The following is a 15,613-nucleotide window of genomic DNA, read 5'->3' as shown; positions in this document are numbered from 1 at the left end:
TTGGCAAGAGGGGCCGCTATGACGAATGTGTTGAATTCCGAATTCACCGCCTATGTAAACTACCTCAAGAACAAGGGGTTGGGCTCCGCGTATAATGTGGCCTTCAATCACACGACGATTTCGGTCAATCTCGAGGGCCTGAAGGACAATATGGCGCAGTACAATGCGGCCAAGAATGCACTGGGTCTGCTGTCCAAGTTCTCCGGCCTGAGCTTTGTTCTCACCACGTCTTCGGCCGCTGACATTATGACGGACAACCGCGATTCGAGCGGCGCCTACGCCACCCGCTACACGTCCGGCAACACGATCACCAAGTCGAATGTGAATGTGGCGACCAACTGGGTCAGCGACTGGAGCATCGGTGAATATGGCGTACAGACCTTCATCCACGAGTTCGGCCATGCCCTTGGCCTGAACCATGGGGGTCCTTACAACGGCAATGGCAGCTACGATACGGATGCCATCTTCAACATCGATACCTGGCAATATTCCATCATGTCCTATTTCACTCAGGACAATTACGACAATGCCAGCTACCTCTATCTGCTCGGTCCGATGATCGGCGATATCAAGGCTCTGAACGACCTCTACGGTCGCCTGGCCGTCAACACCGGCAACACGGTCTATGGTCGCGGCGAGACGGTTTACAGCGGTTGGACCGATTTCGGCAGGTATAGCCAGTCGACGTACTGCGTGAATGACACCGGCGGTATCGATCTTCTCGACTATTCCAACACCTATACGAACAACCTGATCGATCTGCGGGCGGGCTATTTCTCGAACGTCAATGGTTACAAGGGCAACGTATCGATCTCGCTCGGCACCGTTATCGAGAACGCCTATGGTGGTTCCGGCAACGACACGATCATGGGCAACGCCGTGGGCAACGTTCTGCGTGGCAATGCCGGCGCAGACACGCTTTATGGCTTTGCAGGAAATGACGCGCTGCGTGGCGGCGACGGCAACGATGCTCTCGTCGGCGGCCTTGGCGCAGATCTCCACGATGGCGGTGCGGGCATCGATACCGCCTATTACAGCGACTCTACGGTTGGCCTGCGGGTCAGCCTGCTGAGCCCGTCCACCAATACCGGTATTGCCGCCGGTGACACCTATATCAGCGTCGAGAATATCTATGGCAGCGGCTATAACGATACGCTGATCGGGGATAATTTCGCCAACACGCTGTGGGGCGCGAATGGCAATGACTATCTCTACGGTAACGGCGGCAACGATGCCCTGAACGGTGGCGCGGGCAGCGATTATCTCGTCGGTGGCGATGGCAATGATGCCCTGGTGGGCGGTGCGGGCCTCGACCGTCTCTTCGGCGGAAGCGGCGCGGACAGTTTCGTCTTCACGCTGACCTCCGATTCCACGGCATCGAGCACGGGCCGCGATATCATCTATGATTTCAGCTTCGCCCAGGGTGACCGCATCGATCTGCGCCTCATCGATGCCAACACCCGCGTTGCCGGAAATCAGGCATTCACCTACATCGGCACCGCAGCCTTCACCGGTGTGGCGGGCCAGCTGCATGTGGAAATGTCGGGTGGCAACACCTACGTCTTCGCCGACGTGAACGGTGACCGCATCGCCGATTTTGCGATCACCATCTCCGGCGTGAACGCACTGTCGTCCCTGAATTATTACCTCTGATCCCTCTTGCCGGGCCTCAGGGCCCGGCATTCCCCTTCGCGGGGACAGGCGCATGCGATTGCGCCTCCATCAGTTTTCAGTCGAATTCGCTGATTGACGAATGACTAAAATAAAAATACCTTTCCAGCCATGTTTGCTTGAAGGTATTTTTTATGGTCAATGTTTTGAATCCTACGTTCAGCGCCCTTGTGGACTATCTGAAGCAGGCCGATGACGGCTATTCCCTTGCTTTCGATCACACGACCATCAGCTGCGATCTCGAGGGACTGAGGGACTATCCGGAGCAGTATGACTGCGCGCTGCTGGCGCTTCAGATCATCACCGCCGTGACCGGCATAAGATTCACGCAAACAAGCGGCGTAAAGGCCGATATCACCTTCGACAACGAGGATTCCGGTGCATACAACATGCACGTGGAGACCACGTACACCCATATCGTGTCGACCATGGTCAATGTGGAGAAGACCTGGATGGACACGGCTCCCGAGGGTGAGCAGTGGTCTCTCGGCTCCTACGGCTTGCAGACCTTCATTCATGAAATTTGCCATGCGCTGGGACTGAACCACCCCGGCAACTATAATGGCTCTGCCAGTTACGATACCGACCGCAAGTTCGATATCGATACGTGGCAATACACGATCATGTCCTATTTCAGCCAGCCGAACTATTCGCAGAACCAGGCAAGCTTCCAGCATCTGATTTCACCGATGATCGCCGACCTGAAGGCGCTTCGCGATTTGTACGGCCCGCTTGCCGTCAATGAGGGCGATACGGTTTACGGCCATGGAGAAACAGTGTGGAGGGGCCTGACCGACCTCGGTGCTCACCCGCAGTCCACCTACTGCATCAACGACACCGGTGGTTACGATGTGCTCGATTACAGCAATCTCGACACGAATAATCTGATCGACCTTCGCCCGGGATACTTTTCAAATCTCAATGGGTTGAATGGCAACGTCTCGATCGCGCTGGAAACCTTTCTGGAAGAGGCGCGCGGCGGCGGCGGAAACGATACGATCAACGGCAACACCGTCGGCAATCTTCTTTTCGGGATGAAAGGCAACGATATTCTTTCCGGCTTTGAGGGCGACGATTACCTTGTCGGCGGCGACGGTGTGGATAGCTTCGACGGTGGAGCGGGCACGGATACGGTCGTCTATTCCGATGCGACAGCTGCCGTCATCGTCGATCTCCTCAATGCCGCCGCAAACAAGGGCCTGGCGGCGGGTGAGAAGCTTGCCTCTGTCGAGAATCTGATCGGTTCGGATTTCGCCGATCAGTTTGCTGGCGACACCGGAGACAATGTCCTGGAAGGCGGTCTTGGCGCGGACAAACTGGATGGGCGTCTCGGCAAGGATACAGCCAGTTACGAGCATGCCCTCCAGGCGGTCGTTGCAAGCCTCGCGGACACCACGTTGAACAAGGGGGAGGCGAGCGGCGATAGCTATCAATCCATCGAAAATCTGCGCGGATCTGATTTCGATGACGAATTGAGGGGCGATGCTGGCGACAACGAGCTGGAAGGCGGCGACGGAGCGGACAAACTTATCGGCGGCGGCGGTTCGGATACCGCGAGCTACGAGAACGCCTCGAAAGGTGTGTCGGTCAACCTCCTCAAGCCGGCCGGCAATACGGGAGAAGCCAAGGGCGACACCTATCTGGACGTGGAGAACCTGATAGGCAGCAGCTATGACGATAGTCTCACCGGCAATGGCGGCGCAAACAGCCTGTCGGGCGGTGATGGCAGCGACAAACTCGACGGCGGCGACGGCAACGATGTCTATATCTTGGAAGACGGCGCCGACACCGTTGCCGACAGTGGCGGTCTCGATACCGTCACGTCGACCATCTCCCGAAGCCTGCAGATCTATGCGACCATCGAAAATCTCACGCTGATCGGGCCCGGCGCCCTGGATGGCACGGGCAATAGCCTTGCAAATGTCATTATCGGCAACGACGCCGCCAATCGGCTGGACGGGGCGGCTGGCAGCGACCGGCTGATCGGGGGCGGCGGCAACGATACCTATATTCTGGGCGCCGAGAATGACGTGCTTGTCGATACCGCCGGCATCGATCTGATCACGACCACAATCAGCCGCAGCCTCGCGGCCTATACCGTCATCGAAAACCTCACTCTCGCCGGTTCCGACAATATCAACGGAACGGGCAATGCGCTGAATAACATCCTTGTCGGCAATGCTGGGGCAAACAGCCTCGACGGCGGTGCGGGGAAGGATAGCCTGAACGGGGGCGCTGGCAACGATACCTATGTGCTCGGCGCGGACAATGACACGGTTCTCGACAGCGCGGGGATCGATACGATCACCAGCACGATAAACCGCACTCTGAAGGACTACACTTCGGTCGAAAATCTCACACTTCTCGGCAGCGATAACATCAGCGGGACCGGCAATGCTCTGGACAATATCCTCACCGGAAACGCGGGAGCCAATCGTCTGGAGGGCGGGGCTGGAAAGGACACGCTGAACGGAGGGGCTGGGAACGACATTTTCGTGCTGGGGGCAGACGGGGATACGGTCATCGACAGCGCCGGAACGGATACGATCCTGTCCACGGTCACGCGCACGCTCGCCTCCTATCAGACCATCGAAAATCTGACCCTCCTGGGCACCGATACGGTCAACGCCACCGGAAATGCACTCTCCAACGCGCTGATCGGCAATACTGCGGCGAACCGGGTCGACGGCGGTCTGGGCAATGATGTCCTGACGGGCGGAGCGGGGAGGGACTCCTTTGTCTTCAGCAGCGCCTTCGGTGCCAGAAATGCCGACGTCATCACTGATTTTTCGGTGCCGGACGATACGATCCTGATTGCGAGTAGAATCCTGTCCGGCATGCGCGCCGGCGTGCTCTCGGCAACAGCCTTTGCCGCCAATCTGACAGGCATCGCCACGCGGGCCACCGATCGGATCGTTTATGAAACGGATACCGGCAAGCTGTTCTACGACGCGAATGGAAGCGCGGCGGGCGGCAGCGTGCTCTTCGCGACCGTTTCGAAGAATCTTGCCTTGACCGCGCTCGATTTCGTTATCATCTAGACGTTTTTCACGGACAGGCTGACCTCCTGAAGAAGTTCGCCCTGCAAGAAATGGAAATGTCGATGTATTTCGTTCGCACCGCGACGAGCCGGGATGTGAAGGCCGTTCAGGAACTGCTGGTCGCTGCCTACAGGGATACATACGAGCCGCTGCATGGAGCAGAAAAAGTTGCTGAGCTGAACGCCGCGTGGAATGCGGAAAACGTGTTGCGCGATCTGCTCTCCGACACGGCTGGTGAATTTCTGGTAGCCGACAATGGTACCAGAATCGGGGGTATGGCTTATGCGACACCGTCCCGTACCAAGGCGCGGACCATCGGACTGGTGAAGCTTTATGTGCATCCCGAACTGAAACGGCAGGGCATTGGCCAGGCCTTGCTGGCCGAGGTCGAGACCTGCTTTCCGACGGCCGAAGCCTTGCGTTTGCAGGTCGATCTCGGCAATGCAGATGCCATTTCTTTCTATCATGCGCATGGTTTCACCATTGTCGGTCGCACCGAAAATTGCGGTACGGACGAATCGGGCATTCCGGCGCACCTCATGGAAAAGGCGCTCATTCCCTACGGCTAGGGCCCGTTCCTGCGCAGCTTCTGAAAAGCGGCGGGGAAATTGCTGGAATCACTGGACAACAGGCGGTCGTGGCGGCATAAGCGAGAAAGAGACAGACGAGCTGCGCCCAGTGCATGGCGCAGCCTGCGAAGGACAGCAATATGAAGTTTCTTCTGCAAATCTTCACCTGGTGGAACGGCCAGACGATCGGCACGCGTTTCCATACCTGGCGTCATGGCAAGCGGGTGGGGCAGGACGAACTGGGAAATGTCTATTACCAGGGCGGAAAGGACAGCGAAGGCCGAACCCGTCGTTGGGTCATCTACGCCGATTATGCCGAAGCCTCCGCAATTCCGCCCGGTTGGCATGGATGGATGCATCACCGCACGGATACGCCTCCCAGCGAAGAGAACTATGTTGCGCGCGAGTGGCAGAAGCCGCACCGGCCGAATCCGACCGGAACGCCGGCAGCTTACCGTCCTCAGGGCTCTCTCCTGGCCAGCGGCGAGCGTCCGCGTGTGACGGGCGACTATGACGCCTGGACGCCTGGCGCGTAATCCCGAGGGAGCGCGCGGGCGCGCTTCCAACGGAATGCCAAGGACGGCCGGATGAAGATTAAACCGACAAGATTGTGGAAAAACGGGCTGCCTCTTCTGGCAGCGGTCGCTTGTTGGGCACAGCCCGCAGACGCCGCACGGATCAGCAACCCCGTTGCCTCCTTCTCCGGGCTGGACAAGATCACCGGTCGCATCACCACCTTTGACGTCTATATCGGCGAAACGGTTCAGTTCGGCGCCCTTCAGGTCACGCCGCGCGCCTGCTACAATCGCGACGAGACCGAAACCCAGCACGTGGACGCTTTTGTCGAAGTCGACGAGATCACGCTGGATCGCAAGATCAAGCGCATTTTTACCGGCTGGATGTTTGCGGATAGCCCGGCATTGAACGCGATCGAACACCCGATCTTCGACGTCTGGCTCAAGGAATGTAAACAGAAGACCGATGTGCCGCCGCCGAAGGATCTGAAGATCCCGCCAAACGGTCCGCCAACGCCGCCCAAGAATCCGGAGAACCAGCCGCGTAGCGAAAGCGACGGTCAGCCAGCCCCCGCGCCAGATGCGCCGGTAGGCGGCGAGCCGCCTCCGGAATTTGTCGATCCCACGCCGCTGCCGCCGCTTCAGGACGGTACCAATGTGGATCCGCTGCCGCAGCCGCCGGACGCTGGCCAGGTGGAGTCCGATCTTCCGCCGCTTCCGGATGCCGATCCCGGGGTCGAACTGCCGCCGGAGTCCGTTCCTCAGGATGACCCGTTCGGCGGGCCTCTGCCGGATAATGGAGATTTCCCCCCGCCGCCGGATGGCCAGACCGGGCAGCCGGGAGGCGGAGAGGGTGGCGGCTTCCAGTAAGCCGCCCTCAGGCCTGATCGGTGTCTGAGACTTAATCGAACTTGATGTCAGCGTTTGACATGGCCGCCTCGAGCAGCTGCGCGTATTCCTGTTTCGGAACATCGACCGCACCGAACGTCTTCAGGTGTTCGGTGGTGAACTGCGTGTCGAGCAGCGTAAAGCCCCGGTCTCTCAGCCGCTCCACCAGCGACACGAGGCAGATTTTCGAGGCGTTTGTCCGGCGGGAGAACATGCTTTCCCCGAAAAAGGCGGAGCCAAGGGAAACGCCGTAAAGCCCGCCCACAAGCGCATCGCCTTCAAAAGCCTCTACGCTGTGGGCGTGCCCGTAGCGGTGAAGCGCCGTATAGAGACTTCTGATTGTTTCATTGATCCAGGTCGAGGGCCGATCGGGCGCTGCTGCAGCACAGCCCGCCATTACGGCTTCGAAAGCCGTGTTGACGCGGATATCGAAAGGCCGTTTGCGCATGACCTTTTCGAGGCTGCGCGAGATATGAAAGCTGTCGAGGGGAATGATGCCGCGCATTTCCGGCTCGACCCAGAAGAGCTCCGGGTCGTCTGCCGATTCCGCCATCGGAAACAGGCCGATGGAATAGGCGCGCAGCAGAACATCAGGCGTGATGGGCTGATATTCGCTGCGCTTTTTTCCCATGGCGTTCTCAGGCCGGGTTGTTGGCCAGATAGTGTTCAAGCCAATGGATATCATAATCCCCATTGGCAATATCCTGGTTCGAAACCAGTTCGCGGAACAACGGCAGCGTCGTCTTGATCCCGTCGACGACGAATTCGTCCAGCACGCGGCGCAGGCGCATCATGCATTCCACACGCGTCCGCCCGTGCACGATCAGCTTACCGATAAGGCTGTCGTAATAGGGGGGGATCTTGTATCCCGCATAGGCACCCGAATCCACCCGGACGCCAAGGCCACCGGGCGCATGGAAATGGGTGATCGTACCGGGCGACGGCACGAAGGTCCGCGGATCCTCCGCATTGATGCGGCATTCGATGGCATGGCCGGAAAAGGTGATCTCCTCCTGCGTGACCGAGAGGCCCCGTCCGGATGCCACACGGATCTGTTCATGCACGAGGTCGATGCCGGTAATGGCCTCGGTGATCGGATGTTCAACCTGAAGACGAGTGTTCATTTCGATGAAATAGAATTCCCCGTTTTCATAGAGAAACTCGACGGTACCGGCGCCGCGATATTTCAGCTTCTTCATGGCATCGGCACAGATCTGGCCGATCTTCATGCGCTGGTCCACGTTGAGGGCAGGGGAATTGGCCTCTTCCCAGACCTTCTGATGGCGCCGTTGCAGCGAGCAGTCGCGTTCGCCGAGATGGATGGCATTGCCTTCCCCGTCGCCCACCACCTGGATTTCGATATGCCGGGGCTTGCCCAGATATTTTTCCATGTAGACCGCGTCATTGCCAAAGGCGGCAGCAGCTTCGGCCCGAGCCGTAGAAATGGCTTCGTCCAGCTCTTCTTCCGTCTTCGCAACCTTCATGCCACGGCCACCGCCACCGGCAGTGGCCTTGATCAGCACCGGAAAGCCGATCTTGCGGGCCACGTCCAGTGCCTGTTCGGGCTTCACTTCGCCATCCGAGCCCGGGACGACGGGAATGCCCAGTTCCTGGGCAGTTTTCTTGGCCGTGATCTTGTCGCCCATAATGCGGATGTGGTCCGCGGTGGGGCCGATGAAGGTGATGCCATGGGCATCCAGAATTTCGGCGAATTTGGCATTCTCCGAAAGGAAGCCGTAGCCAGGATGCACCGCATCCGCACCGGTGATCTCACACGCTGCAACGATCTGGTGAATGTTCAGATAGCTGTCGCGCGACGGGGGCGGACCGATACAGACGCTTTCATCGGCAAGGCGGACGTGCATGGCATCCGCGTCTGCGGTCGAATGCACGGCAACCGTCGGAATGCCCAGCTCCTTGCAGGCGCGCAGGACGCGAAGGGCAATTTCGCCGCGGTTGGCAATGAGGATTTTCGAAACCATGGCCAGAACGCCTTATTCGATCACGACGAGCGCTTCGCCGTATTCCACGGGACGACCGTCTTCTACCAGGATTTCCGTGACCTTGCCGGCACGCGGGGCCGGAATCTGGTTCATGGTCTTCATGGCTTCGATGATGAGAAGGGTCTGGCCTTCTTTCACGGTGGAGCCGATTTCGACGAAGGGACGCGCGCCCGGGGCCGGAGACATGTAGCACGTGCCGACCATCGGCGCCGAAACCACGTTCGCAGGATTGCGGGCGGGGGCAGCAGCGGCGGCCGGTGCCGCGGCCGCAGCGGGAGCCGCCGGGGCAGCAACCGCAGCCGGCGCTGCGGCCATCGGGGCCTGGATATAGTGGGGCGTCGCCGGCGTGCGCGATACGCGGATCCGGAGGTCGTCCTGTTCGACTTCGATCTCCGTGAGGTCCGTATCGTTCAGGATGTTCGCCAGATCGCGGATCAGCGTCTGGTCAATGCCGGATTTCTTGTCAGCCATGGATAATCCCTTTGTTCTTCTTATCGCGCGACATTGGCGAGCGCATGCAGCGCCAGAATGTAGCTGTATGGTCCGAAACCGCAGATGACGCCCTTTGAGACGGGTGCGGTCATTGTCTTGTGGCGGAACTCTTCCCGCGCATGAATGTTGGAAAGATGAAGCTCCACCACCGGAAGTCCGATGGTGCGGATCGCATCGTGCAGCGCTATGGATGTATGGCCATAGGCGCCCGGATTGATTGCTACACCGATGGCCTTGTCGGCCGCTTCGTGAAGCCAGTCTACCAGCACGCCCTCATGGTTCGTCTGGCGGAAGACCACCGCGAAACCCAGTTCCTTTCCGCATGCATGGCAGGCAGCCTCGATCTCGGCAAGCGTTTGCCCGCCATAGATTCCCGGCTCTCGCTTGCCCAGCATATTCAGGTTGGGACCGTTCAGCACATAAACTGATTGAGTCATACGATAATCCGACTGGTAACACGAAAGTCACCTATAGACCGCCTGTCCCGCAAGGGAAAGGGCCTTGCCCCGCTTGCAGCTTTGTCCACAAGCGGGGAGACCGGAAACGGGGCGGTGAAGCCGTGTATCAGCAGGTCGTCTTGCCGCAGGAGCGGACATTGGCGACCTTCGTGCTCAGTTCCTCGATGCCGATGGCGCCGAAAACGGGCTCGTTGCCGATGACATAGGAAGGCGTGCCGCTGACACCCAATTCCTGTGCGACCCGATAGGCTTCACGGATGGAATCGTCTGCCGGGCTCTTTTTCATCATCTCGCGGATTTCTGCTTCCGTAACGCCGAGCGAGCTTGCCACTTCGATCGCCCGTGCTTCGGTCGCCCGGCCGTGACCGCCAAGAAGCGCCTGGTGGAAATCATTGTACTTGTCCCGGTTCAGCTTGCGGAAAGCATCGGCGACGCGGTGCGCGGCGAGCGAATCCGGGCCCAGGATGGGGAATTCCTTCAGGACAAAGCGGATATTCTTGTCCTTCTCAAGCAGGGCGTTCATGTCGGGAAGCGCCTGTTTGCAATAACCGCAATTGTAGTCGAAGAATTCGACCACGGTCACGTCACCCTTCGGATTGCCCAGAGTGACGTCATCCGGGGCAGAGAAGATGGCATCCTTGTTGCGCTCGACGGCCTGCGTGCTGGCCTGCGCCTGCTCTTCCGCCTGCTTCTTCTCCAGTGCTGCCTGCGCTTCCTGAATGACTTCCGGATGGCTGATCAGATATTCACGGATGAATTCGCCGAATTCCTTCTTCTGCGCATCATCGAGCGCATAGGCAGCGAAGGGCGTGGCAGCGGCAAGGCCAAGCACCAGACAGGCGCCGCCCAGCAAAGACTTCAGTTTGAGAGCCATTCTTTCCTCGTTCCTAGAGATCGCAGGGGCCATCCGGCAACTATCGACTTCTATAGTCTCGTTTTATGCCCGCGCAAAACGAAAAGCGTTCGTGCGATGACCACTTCGCGGGAATGTGAAGGGCGCTCCAACGCTGCGATCCGATCGCGGTCGATGAACCGAAAGATGCATTGGAATCAGACATATATGCGGCAAACATGATTCTGGCGCTGAAGATATTGAATCAAAATCTGAATAAGATCGGGCAAAGAAAAAGGCCGCAACAGGTGCGGCCTTTTTGAGCAATTGTCAGGGGTGTGAAGCGATCAAAGGAAGCCGCGGCGCTGCCACCAGCCCGCCTTTTTCGGCTTGTCCGCCTCTTCTCCCGACTGCGAGGTGACCACCGGTTCGGAGCTTGCGACATTCGCGCCGCGATTGGCACGCGCAGGCTTGGCGTCTTCTTCTGCGGCGGGCTCGTCCTCAACAGCGCCGGCTGCAGCAGGCTCCTCTGGGGCGGCCGTAACCGGCGAAGTCTCTTCCGCCTGGGCTTCGGCTTCGGGCTGCGCCTCCGGGGTCGGTTCTGGTTCGACCGCAACAGCCTTCTTGCGGCTGCGGCGGGGCTTGGCGGGCTTCGCTTCCGCCACAACCGCCTCGACGCCCTCGACTGCTGCCGCAGCGTCCGACAGGTCGGTTGCGGCCTTCTCTGCAACCGCTTCAATCACTTCGGCTTCCGTCCGGTCTTCCGATGTCGCCGCCGCTTCCGATTCCTCCGAAGCGTCTGCGTCCTCGTCGTCCCCTCCGTCGGTCATGCCTTCGCCATTGACGCCATCCTCGCGGTTGCGTCGGCCGCCGCGCTTGCCCCGACGACGGCGCTTGCGACGCGGCTGATCGTCACCGTCAGCCGTCTTGGCCGAAGACCCGGATGCATCGCCATCGTTCTCGCTATCGCCCTCGGCTTCGTCCTCATCGCCATCCTCGGCGCTGCCGAAATCTGCATTGGACTGGTGCTCGGCCTGGAAACCGTTTTCCTCGCCCCGCTCGCCATTACCCTTTCCGCCACGCCGACGACGGCGGCGCTTGCGCTTGCGATTGCCATCGCTCTCGGCGCGCGCAGCCTGGCTGGTGTCCGATGCCTTCTCGACGACGACTTCCTCTTCGTCGGCCTCATCCTCGAAGACCACCGGTTCATCGTCTTCCGGCTCGGGCTCGAACTGGATCAGAGTTTCGATCTTTACGGGATTTTCAACCGGCTCGCCGCGTTCGATGGCGAAATGCTGGCTGCCCACATTGCCGTCCGCGCTGATCACGATGGAGACGCCGAAGCGCTTCTCGTAATCCGTGATGGTCGAGCGCTTCTGGTTGAGCAGATAGAGCGCAATATCCGGCGTGGTGCGCACGGTGATGTTATGGGTGGTGTTCTTCAGAAGATGTTCTTCGATGCCACGCAGCACATGCAGGGCGATCGACGACTGGGAACGGACATGGCCCGTGCCGCCGCAATGCGAGCAGACCTGGGTCGTGCTTTCCAGAACCGAGGCGCGAATGCGCTGGCGGGACATTTCCAGAAGGCCGAAATGCGAGATCCGCCCGACCTGGATGCGGGCGCGGTCGTTCTTCAGGCAATCTTTCAGGCGTTTCTCGACAGCGCGGTTGTTCCGCTTCTCTTCCATGTCGATGAAGTCGATGACGATAAGCCCGGCAAGGTCGCGCAGGCGCAGCTGTCGGGCTACTTCTTCCGCGGCCTCCAGATTGGTCTGGAGCGCCGTATCTTCGATGGAGTGCTCGCGCGTGGAACGGCCCGAGTTCACGTCGACAGCCACCAGCGCTTCCGTCTGGTTGATGATGATGTAGCCGCCGGATTTCAACGTGACCTGCGGCTGCAGCATGCGGTCCAGCTGGGCTTCGATGCCGTTGCGCGAGAAGATCGGGTGAATGTCGCGATAGGGCTGAACCACCTTGGCATGGCTCGGCATCAGCATCTTCATGAAGTCTTTCGCTTCACGATAGCCTTCCTCGCCGGCCACGATGATCTCGCTGATATCCTTGTTGTAGAGGTCGCGGATGGAGCGCTTGATCAGGCTGCCTTCCTCGTAGACAAGGCAGGGAGCCGTGGAGTTCAGCGTCAGCGTCCGGACATTTTCCCACAGACGCATCAGATATTCGAAGTCGCGCTTGACCTCGACCTTGGTGCGGTTGGCGCCAGCGGTGCGCAGGATGACGCCCATGCCCTGCGGCACTTCGAGTGCGCGGGCGATTTCCTTGAGGCGCTTGCGGTCCTGCGGATTGGTGATCTTGCGGGAAATGCCGCCGCCGCGGGCTGTGTTCGGCATCAGAACCGAGTAGCGGCCGGCCAGCGACAGATAGGTGGTCAGCGCAGCACCCTTGTTGCCACGCTCTTCCTTGGCGACCTGAACCAGCAAAATCTGCCGGCGCTTGATCACTTCCTGGATGCGATATTGCTTGCGGGGCTTGCGAACGATGCGATCCGGCACCTCTTCCATGGCGTCTTCTGCGCCCACGGATTCGATGACTTCCTTTTCGCCCTCGTCCTCGTCGTCGTCCTCATCCTCGTCGTCATTGCGCGGGCGGGCGTCTTCCGAGACGGAGTCGGTATCGACCATGGCGGCCATTTCGTCGGGGGTGGAGTCGTCGCCATCGATCGCTTCGGACGATGCGGCCTCGGCAGCCGGCGCGTCCTCCGTTTCGGCAACGGCTTCCTCGGTCACCTTCTTCTTGGCGCGCGTGCGCCGCGGCTTCTTCGGCTTTTCCACCTTCACTTCGACGGGGGCAGCCTCTTCGGCCTCGACGACCTCAACTGCTGCCTCGGCTGCAATCTCTACCGTTTCGGTCTCATCGGTGCCGTCGGATCCACCGAGATCGGTGCCGGTCTCGACATGTTCGATGTCATCGTCGCGGCGGTGTTCTTCGGCTTCCGCGCGGAGCAGGGCCTGACGGTCGGCCAGGGGGATCTGATAGTAGTCGGGATGAATTTCGGCAAATGCCAGGAAGCCGTGGCGGTTGCCGCCGTAGTCCACGAACGCCGCCTGAAGCGAGGGCTCCACGCGGGTAACCTTGGCAAGGTAGATATTTCCGCGGATCTGTTTCTTGTGCTGCGATTCGAAGTCGAATTCTTCTATGCGGTTCCCGCGAACGACAACGACGCGCGTCTCTTCCGAGTGAGACGCATCAATGAGCATTTTGTCTGCCATGTAACCTGTGCTCCTCGGCGCATCGGGCCGCGTGCATGCCTACCGGGCGTGAGAGCCCGATGGTGATATGCGACAGGTGATGCGCCGGAAATAAGAAATCCCGATGGAGAGGGGTGGCTGGCGGGCAGAAAAGCAGGGGCGGGGATTGTTTCACCCGAAGCGCTGCTCAACTGTGACAATATCTGCCGCGACACCATTTCGGTCCATACGAGACTGACTAAGTTTAGACCCTTTCGGGTCCGATGGATTGTGCTCCTTGGAGCGTTCGGTGGCTCGCCACCGAAAATTCTGTAAATCGGCTTTCGCCTGCGTTTTTGATCCAGTTCCGGAACCTTCGTGCCGTGACGGCTGATGAAGAGGGGTCAGATGGCGCCATTCGGTTGGCAGCCTTTTCGCCGCAATTCTATCCCGTTTACACTTTTTGTCCCTGTGTGCCTTGTATGTTCAAACCATGCCAATGGCAAGCGAAAAGCCTGTTTTGCCATATTATTGTAATAATTTCGCCCTTGCGGCATGCCAGCACTCGGCGGTCGAGATTTGGAATTGCGCTACGAATCCGCGATCATTGCTGGTAGGAAGACGCGATTTGCTTGGGTGGGGGAGTGCGATGAGGCGGTTTTGGGGCATTATGCTTGCGGCGGCGATGGGACTCGCTGCGGCGGCCCATACTCCCGTTCTGGCCAGCGAGACGCAAGCCGAAGCCGGCGTACAAGCGCTCGTTGCGTCGGATGTGCGACTCGCGGCGAAAGACGGGCGACTGTCGCTCGAGATGGATTTCGACAAGCCGCCGACCTTTTCCTTTCATTATGTCGACCAGCCGCCAAGACTGATCCTCGATCTGCCGCGGACCGTTTTCACCAAGCCTGACACGGAGGTTCACTCGACGGGGGTGGTGAAATCGGTGCGATACGGCACGATGTCCGAGGGGCAGGCGCGCATGGTGATAACCCTTGCCGCGCCGATGAAGGTGGTTCGGTCGGAAGCAAAGCCGCTGCCGTCCAACAAGGGTGCGGCGCTGATTGTCGAAGGCGAGACCGTTTCGCCGGAAGCCTTTCGCGCGCTTGTCGCCGCACAAACCTGGGCGGAAGAGCCTCCGTCCTCCCGCTCTGCCGGACAACCGGCACTGCTCAACTCGCCGGTGGCGGGCGAGCGGTTCCTGGTCGCCGTGGATGCCGGCCATGGGGGGATCGATACGGGCGCCACCAGCTCCGACGGCAAGACGGTGGAAAAGCATATCACCTTGCAATTTGCCCAGGCACTGGTCGCGGAGCTGAACCGCCAGCCGGGTGTTCACGCTTTCCTGACCAGGGATAAGGACGAATTTGTTTCCCTGAGCCGCCGCGTCGCCATCGCGCGCGAACATCAGGCCAATCTGTTCATCTCCCTGCATGCCGACAAGCTGAAGCAGGCCGATATCCGCGGTGCCACCGTCTACACGATTTCGGACCGGGCATCGGACACGCTGTCCGCTAGCCTGGCGGAGCGCGAGAACCTTTCGGACGAACTGGCCGGCATGGCCGCCAGCGACGAGCCGGAAGAGGTGGCCGATATTCTTCTCGACCTGACCCGCCGGGAGACCCAGGCCTTTGCGGTCACCTTTGCGGAACGCATCATCGACTCGTTCAAGGGGCAGGTGGAGCTGATCAATAATCCGCACCGTTCGGCCGGCTTCATCGTGCTCGGCGCGCCCGAAATTCCGTCCGTGCTCCTGGAGCTGGGCTTTCTTTCCAACCGCAAGGATGTTCAGCAGCTGACCGATTCCAACCGCCAGCAACTGGTTGCGCGGCTGCTGGCGCAGGCCATACTGGACTATCGCGCACCGGAAGGAGCCGCGGTCGGCCAGCGCAATTGACGAGGCTTCTGGGGAAAGACGAGTGCGACGGCGATGCAACATGCCGGCCGCAACTTCTAAAC

The 15,613-nt window shown here is 59.7% G+C and carries 11 protein-coding genes and 1 pseudogene; 6 read left to right on the top strand and 6 right to left on the bottom strand.

Features of this window, described 5'->3' with window-relative positions; genetic code table 11:
- The first annotated feature begins 18 nt into the window (after positions 1 to 18).
- The 5 genes and pseudogenes from ACT54B_RS13180 to ACT54B_RS13160 form a co-directional block, all read left to right on the top strand.
- Complete coding sequence (locus ACT54B_RS13180) at positions 19 to 1,653, top strand: M10 family metallopeptidase C-terminal domain-containing protein (protein WP_476045423.1); 1,635 nt, start codon at positions 19 to 21, stop codon at positions 1,651 to 1,653.
- 152 nt (positions 1,654 to 1,805) lie between these two features.
- Positions 1,806 to 4,712 (top strand): M10 family metallopeptidase C-terminal domain-containing protein, encoded by a 2,907-nt coding sequence (locus tag ACT54B_RS13175; protein WP_476045421.1) that lies wholly within the window; start codon positions 1,806 to 1,808, stop codon positions 4,710 to 4,712.
- A 62-nt stretch (positions 4,713 to 4,774) separates the two neighbouring features.
- On the top strand, positions 4,775 to 5,281 hold the full coding sequence (locus ACT54B_RS13170) for an N-acetyltransferase family protein (RefSeq protein ID WP_476045419.1): 507 nt from the start codon (positions 4,775 to 4,777) through the stop codon (positions 5,279 to 5,281).
- Positions 5,282 to 5,421: 140 nt separating this feature from the next.
- Positions 5,422 to 5,817, top strand: a complete 396-nt coding sequence (locus tag ACT54B_RS13165) for an NADH:ubiquinone oxidoreductase subunit NDUFA12 (RefSeq protein ID WP_476045418.1) — start codon at positions 5,422 to 5,424, stop codon at positions 5,815 to 5,817.
- Between the two features lie 51 nt (positions 5,818 to 5,868).
- Positions 5,869 to 6,276, top strand: a pseudogene (locus tag ACT54B_RS13160) (DUF2155 domain-containing protein); the annotation flags it as partial.
- A 421-nt stretch (positions 6,277 to 6,697) separates the two neighbouring features.
- On the opposite strand, the gene aat reads toward ACT54B_RS13160, so the two are convergent.
- From aat to ACT54B_RS13130, 6 genes are all read right to left on the bottom strand, one after another.
- The gene (aat, locus tag ACT54B_RS13155) at positions 6,698 to 7,315 is read right to left on the bottom strand and encodes a leucyl/phenylalanyl-tRNA--protein transferase (RefSeq protein WP_476045417.1); all 618 of its coding nucleotides are present in this window, start codon (positions 7,313 to 7,315) and stop codon (positions 6,698 to 6,700) included.
- Positions 7,316 to 7,322: 7 nt separating this feature from the next.
- Positions 7,323 to 8,666, bottom strand: coding sequence for an acetyl-CoA carboxylase biotin carboxylase subunit (gene accC, locus ACT54B_RS13150; RefSeq protein WP_476045416.1), 1,344 nt, complete (start codon positions 8,664 to 8,666; stop codon positions 7,323 to 7,325).
- 12 nt (positions 8,667 to 8,678) lie between these two features.
- Positions 8,679 to 9,158 carry an acetyl-CoA carboxylase biotin carboxyl carrier protein gene (gene accB, locus ACT54B_RS13145; protein WP_476045414.1) on the bottom strand — a complete coding sequence of 160 codons (480 nt, stop codon included), beginning with the start codon at positions 9,156 to 9,158 and terminating at the stop codon, positions 8,679 to 8,681.
- A 20-nt stretch (positions 9,159 to 9,178) separates the two neighbouring features.
- Positions 9,179 to 9,616, bottom strand: coding sequence for a type II 3-dehydroquinate dehydratase (gene aroQ / locus ACT54B_RS13140; protein ID WP_476045412.1), 438 nt, complete (start codon positions 9,614 to 9,616; stop codon positions 9,179 to 9,181).
- A 127-nt stretch (positions 9,617 to 9,743) separates the two neighbouring features.
- Positions 9,744 to 10,511: a DsbA family protein gene (locus ACT54B_RS13135; RefSeq protein WP_476045411.1), complete on the bottom strand. Its 768-nt coding sequence runs from the start codon at positions 10,509 to 10,511 to the stop codon at positions 9,744 to 9,746.
- 305 nt (positions 10,512 to 10,816) lie between these two features.
- Complete coding sequence (locus tag ACT54B_RS13130) at positions 10,817 to 13,699, bottom strand: Rne/Rng family ribonuclease (protein WP_476045409.1); 2,883 nt, start codon at positions 13,697 to 13,699, stop codon at positions 10,817 to 10,819.
- A 607-nt stretch (positions 13,700 to 14,306) separates the two neighbouring features.
- Between ACT54B_RS13130 and ACT54B_RS13125 the strand changes: the two genes are divergently transcribed.
- Positions 14,307 to 15,551 (top strand): N-acetylmuramoyl-L-alanine amidase, encoded by a 1,245-nt coding sequence (locus ACT54B_RS13125; RefSeq protein ID WP_476045408.1) that lies wholly within the window; start codon positions 14,307 to 14,309, stop codon positions 15,549 to 15,551.
- The last annotated feature ends 62 nt before the right edge of the window (positions 15,552 to 15,613 follow it).

Source organism: Gellertiella sp. DMC107 (assembly GCF_056313605.1).
The sequence above is the reverse complement of the archived record's forward strand: the minus strand, read 5'-3'. Positions and strand labels throughout refer to the sequence as shown.

Excerpts from the sequence above, each read along its gene's own strand:
- ACT54B_RS13180 (WP_476045423.1), top strand. The coding sequence starts at position 19 with ATGACGAATGTGTTGAATTCCGAATTCACCGCCTATGTAAACTACCTC.
- ACT54B_RS13175 (WP_476045421.1), top strand. The coding sequence starts at position 1,806 with ATGGTCAATGTTTTGAATCCTACGTTCAGCGCCCTTGTGGACTATCTG.
- ACT54B_RS13170 (WP_476045419.1), top strand. The coding sequence starts at position 4,775 with ATGTATTTCGTTCGCACCGCGACGAGCCGGGATGTGAAGGCCGTTCAG.
- ACT54B_RS13165 (WP_476045418.1), top strand. The coding sequence starts at position 5,422 with ATGAAGTTTCTTCTGCAAATCTTCACCTGGTGGAACGGCCAGACGATC.
- aat (WP_476045417.1), bottom strand. The coding sequence starts at position 7,315 with ATGGGAAAAAAGCGCAGCGAATATCAGCCCATCACGCCTGATGTTCTG.
- accC (WP_476045416.1), bottom strand. The coding sequence starts at position 8,666 with ATGGTTTCGAAAATCCTCATTGCCAACCGCGGCGAAATTGCCCTTCGC.
- accB (WP_476045414.1), bottom strand. The coding sequence starts at position 9,158 with ATGGCTGACAAGAAATCCGGCATTGACCAGACGCTGATCCGCGATCTG.
- aroQ (WP_476045412.1), bottom strand. The coding sequence starts at position 9,616 with ATGACTCAATCAGTTTATGTGCTGAACGGTCCCAACCTGAATATGCTG.
- ACT54B_RS13135 (WP_476045411.1), bottom strand. The coding sequence starts at position 10,511 with ATGGCTCTCAAACTGAAGTCTTTGCTGGGCGGCGCCTGTCTGGTGCTT.
- ACT54B_RS13130 (WP_476045409.1), bottom strand. The coding sequence starts at position 13,699 with ATGGCAGACAAAATGCTCATTGATGCGTCTCACTCGGAAGAGACGCGC.
- ACT54B_RS13125 (WP_476045408.1), top strand. The coding sequence starts at position 14,307 with ATGAGGCGGTTTTGGGGCATTATGCTTGCGGCGGCGATGGGACTCGCT.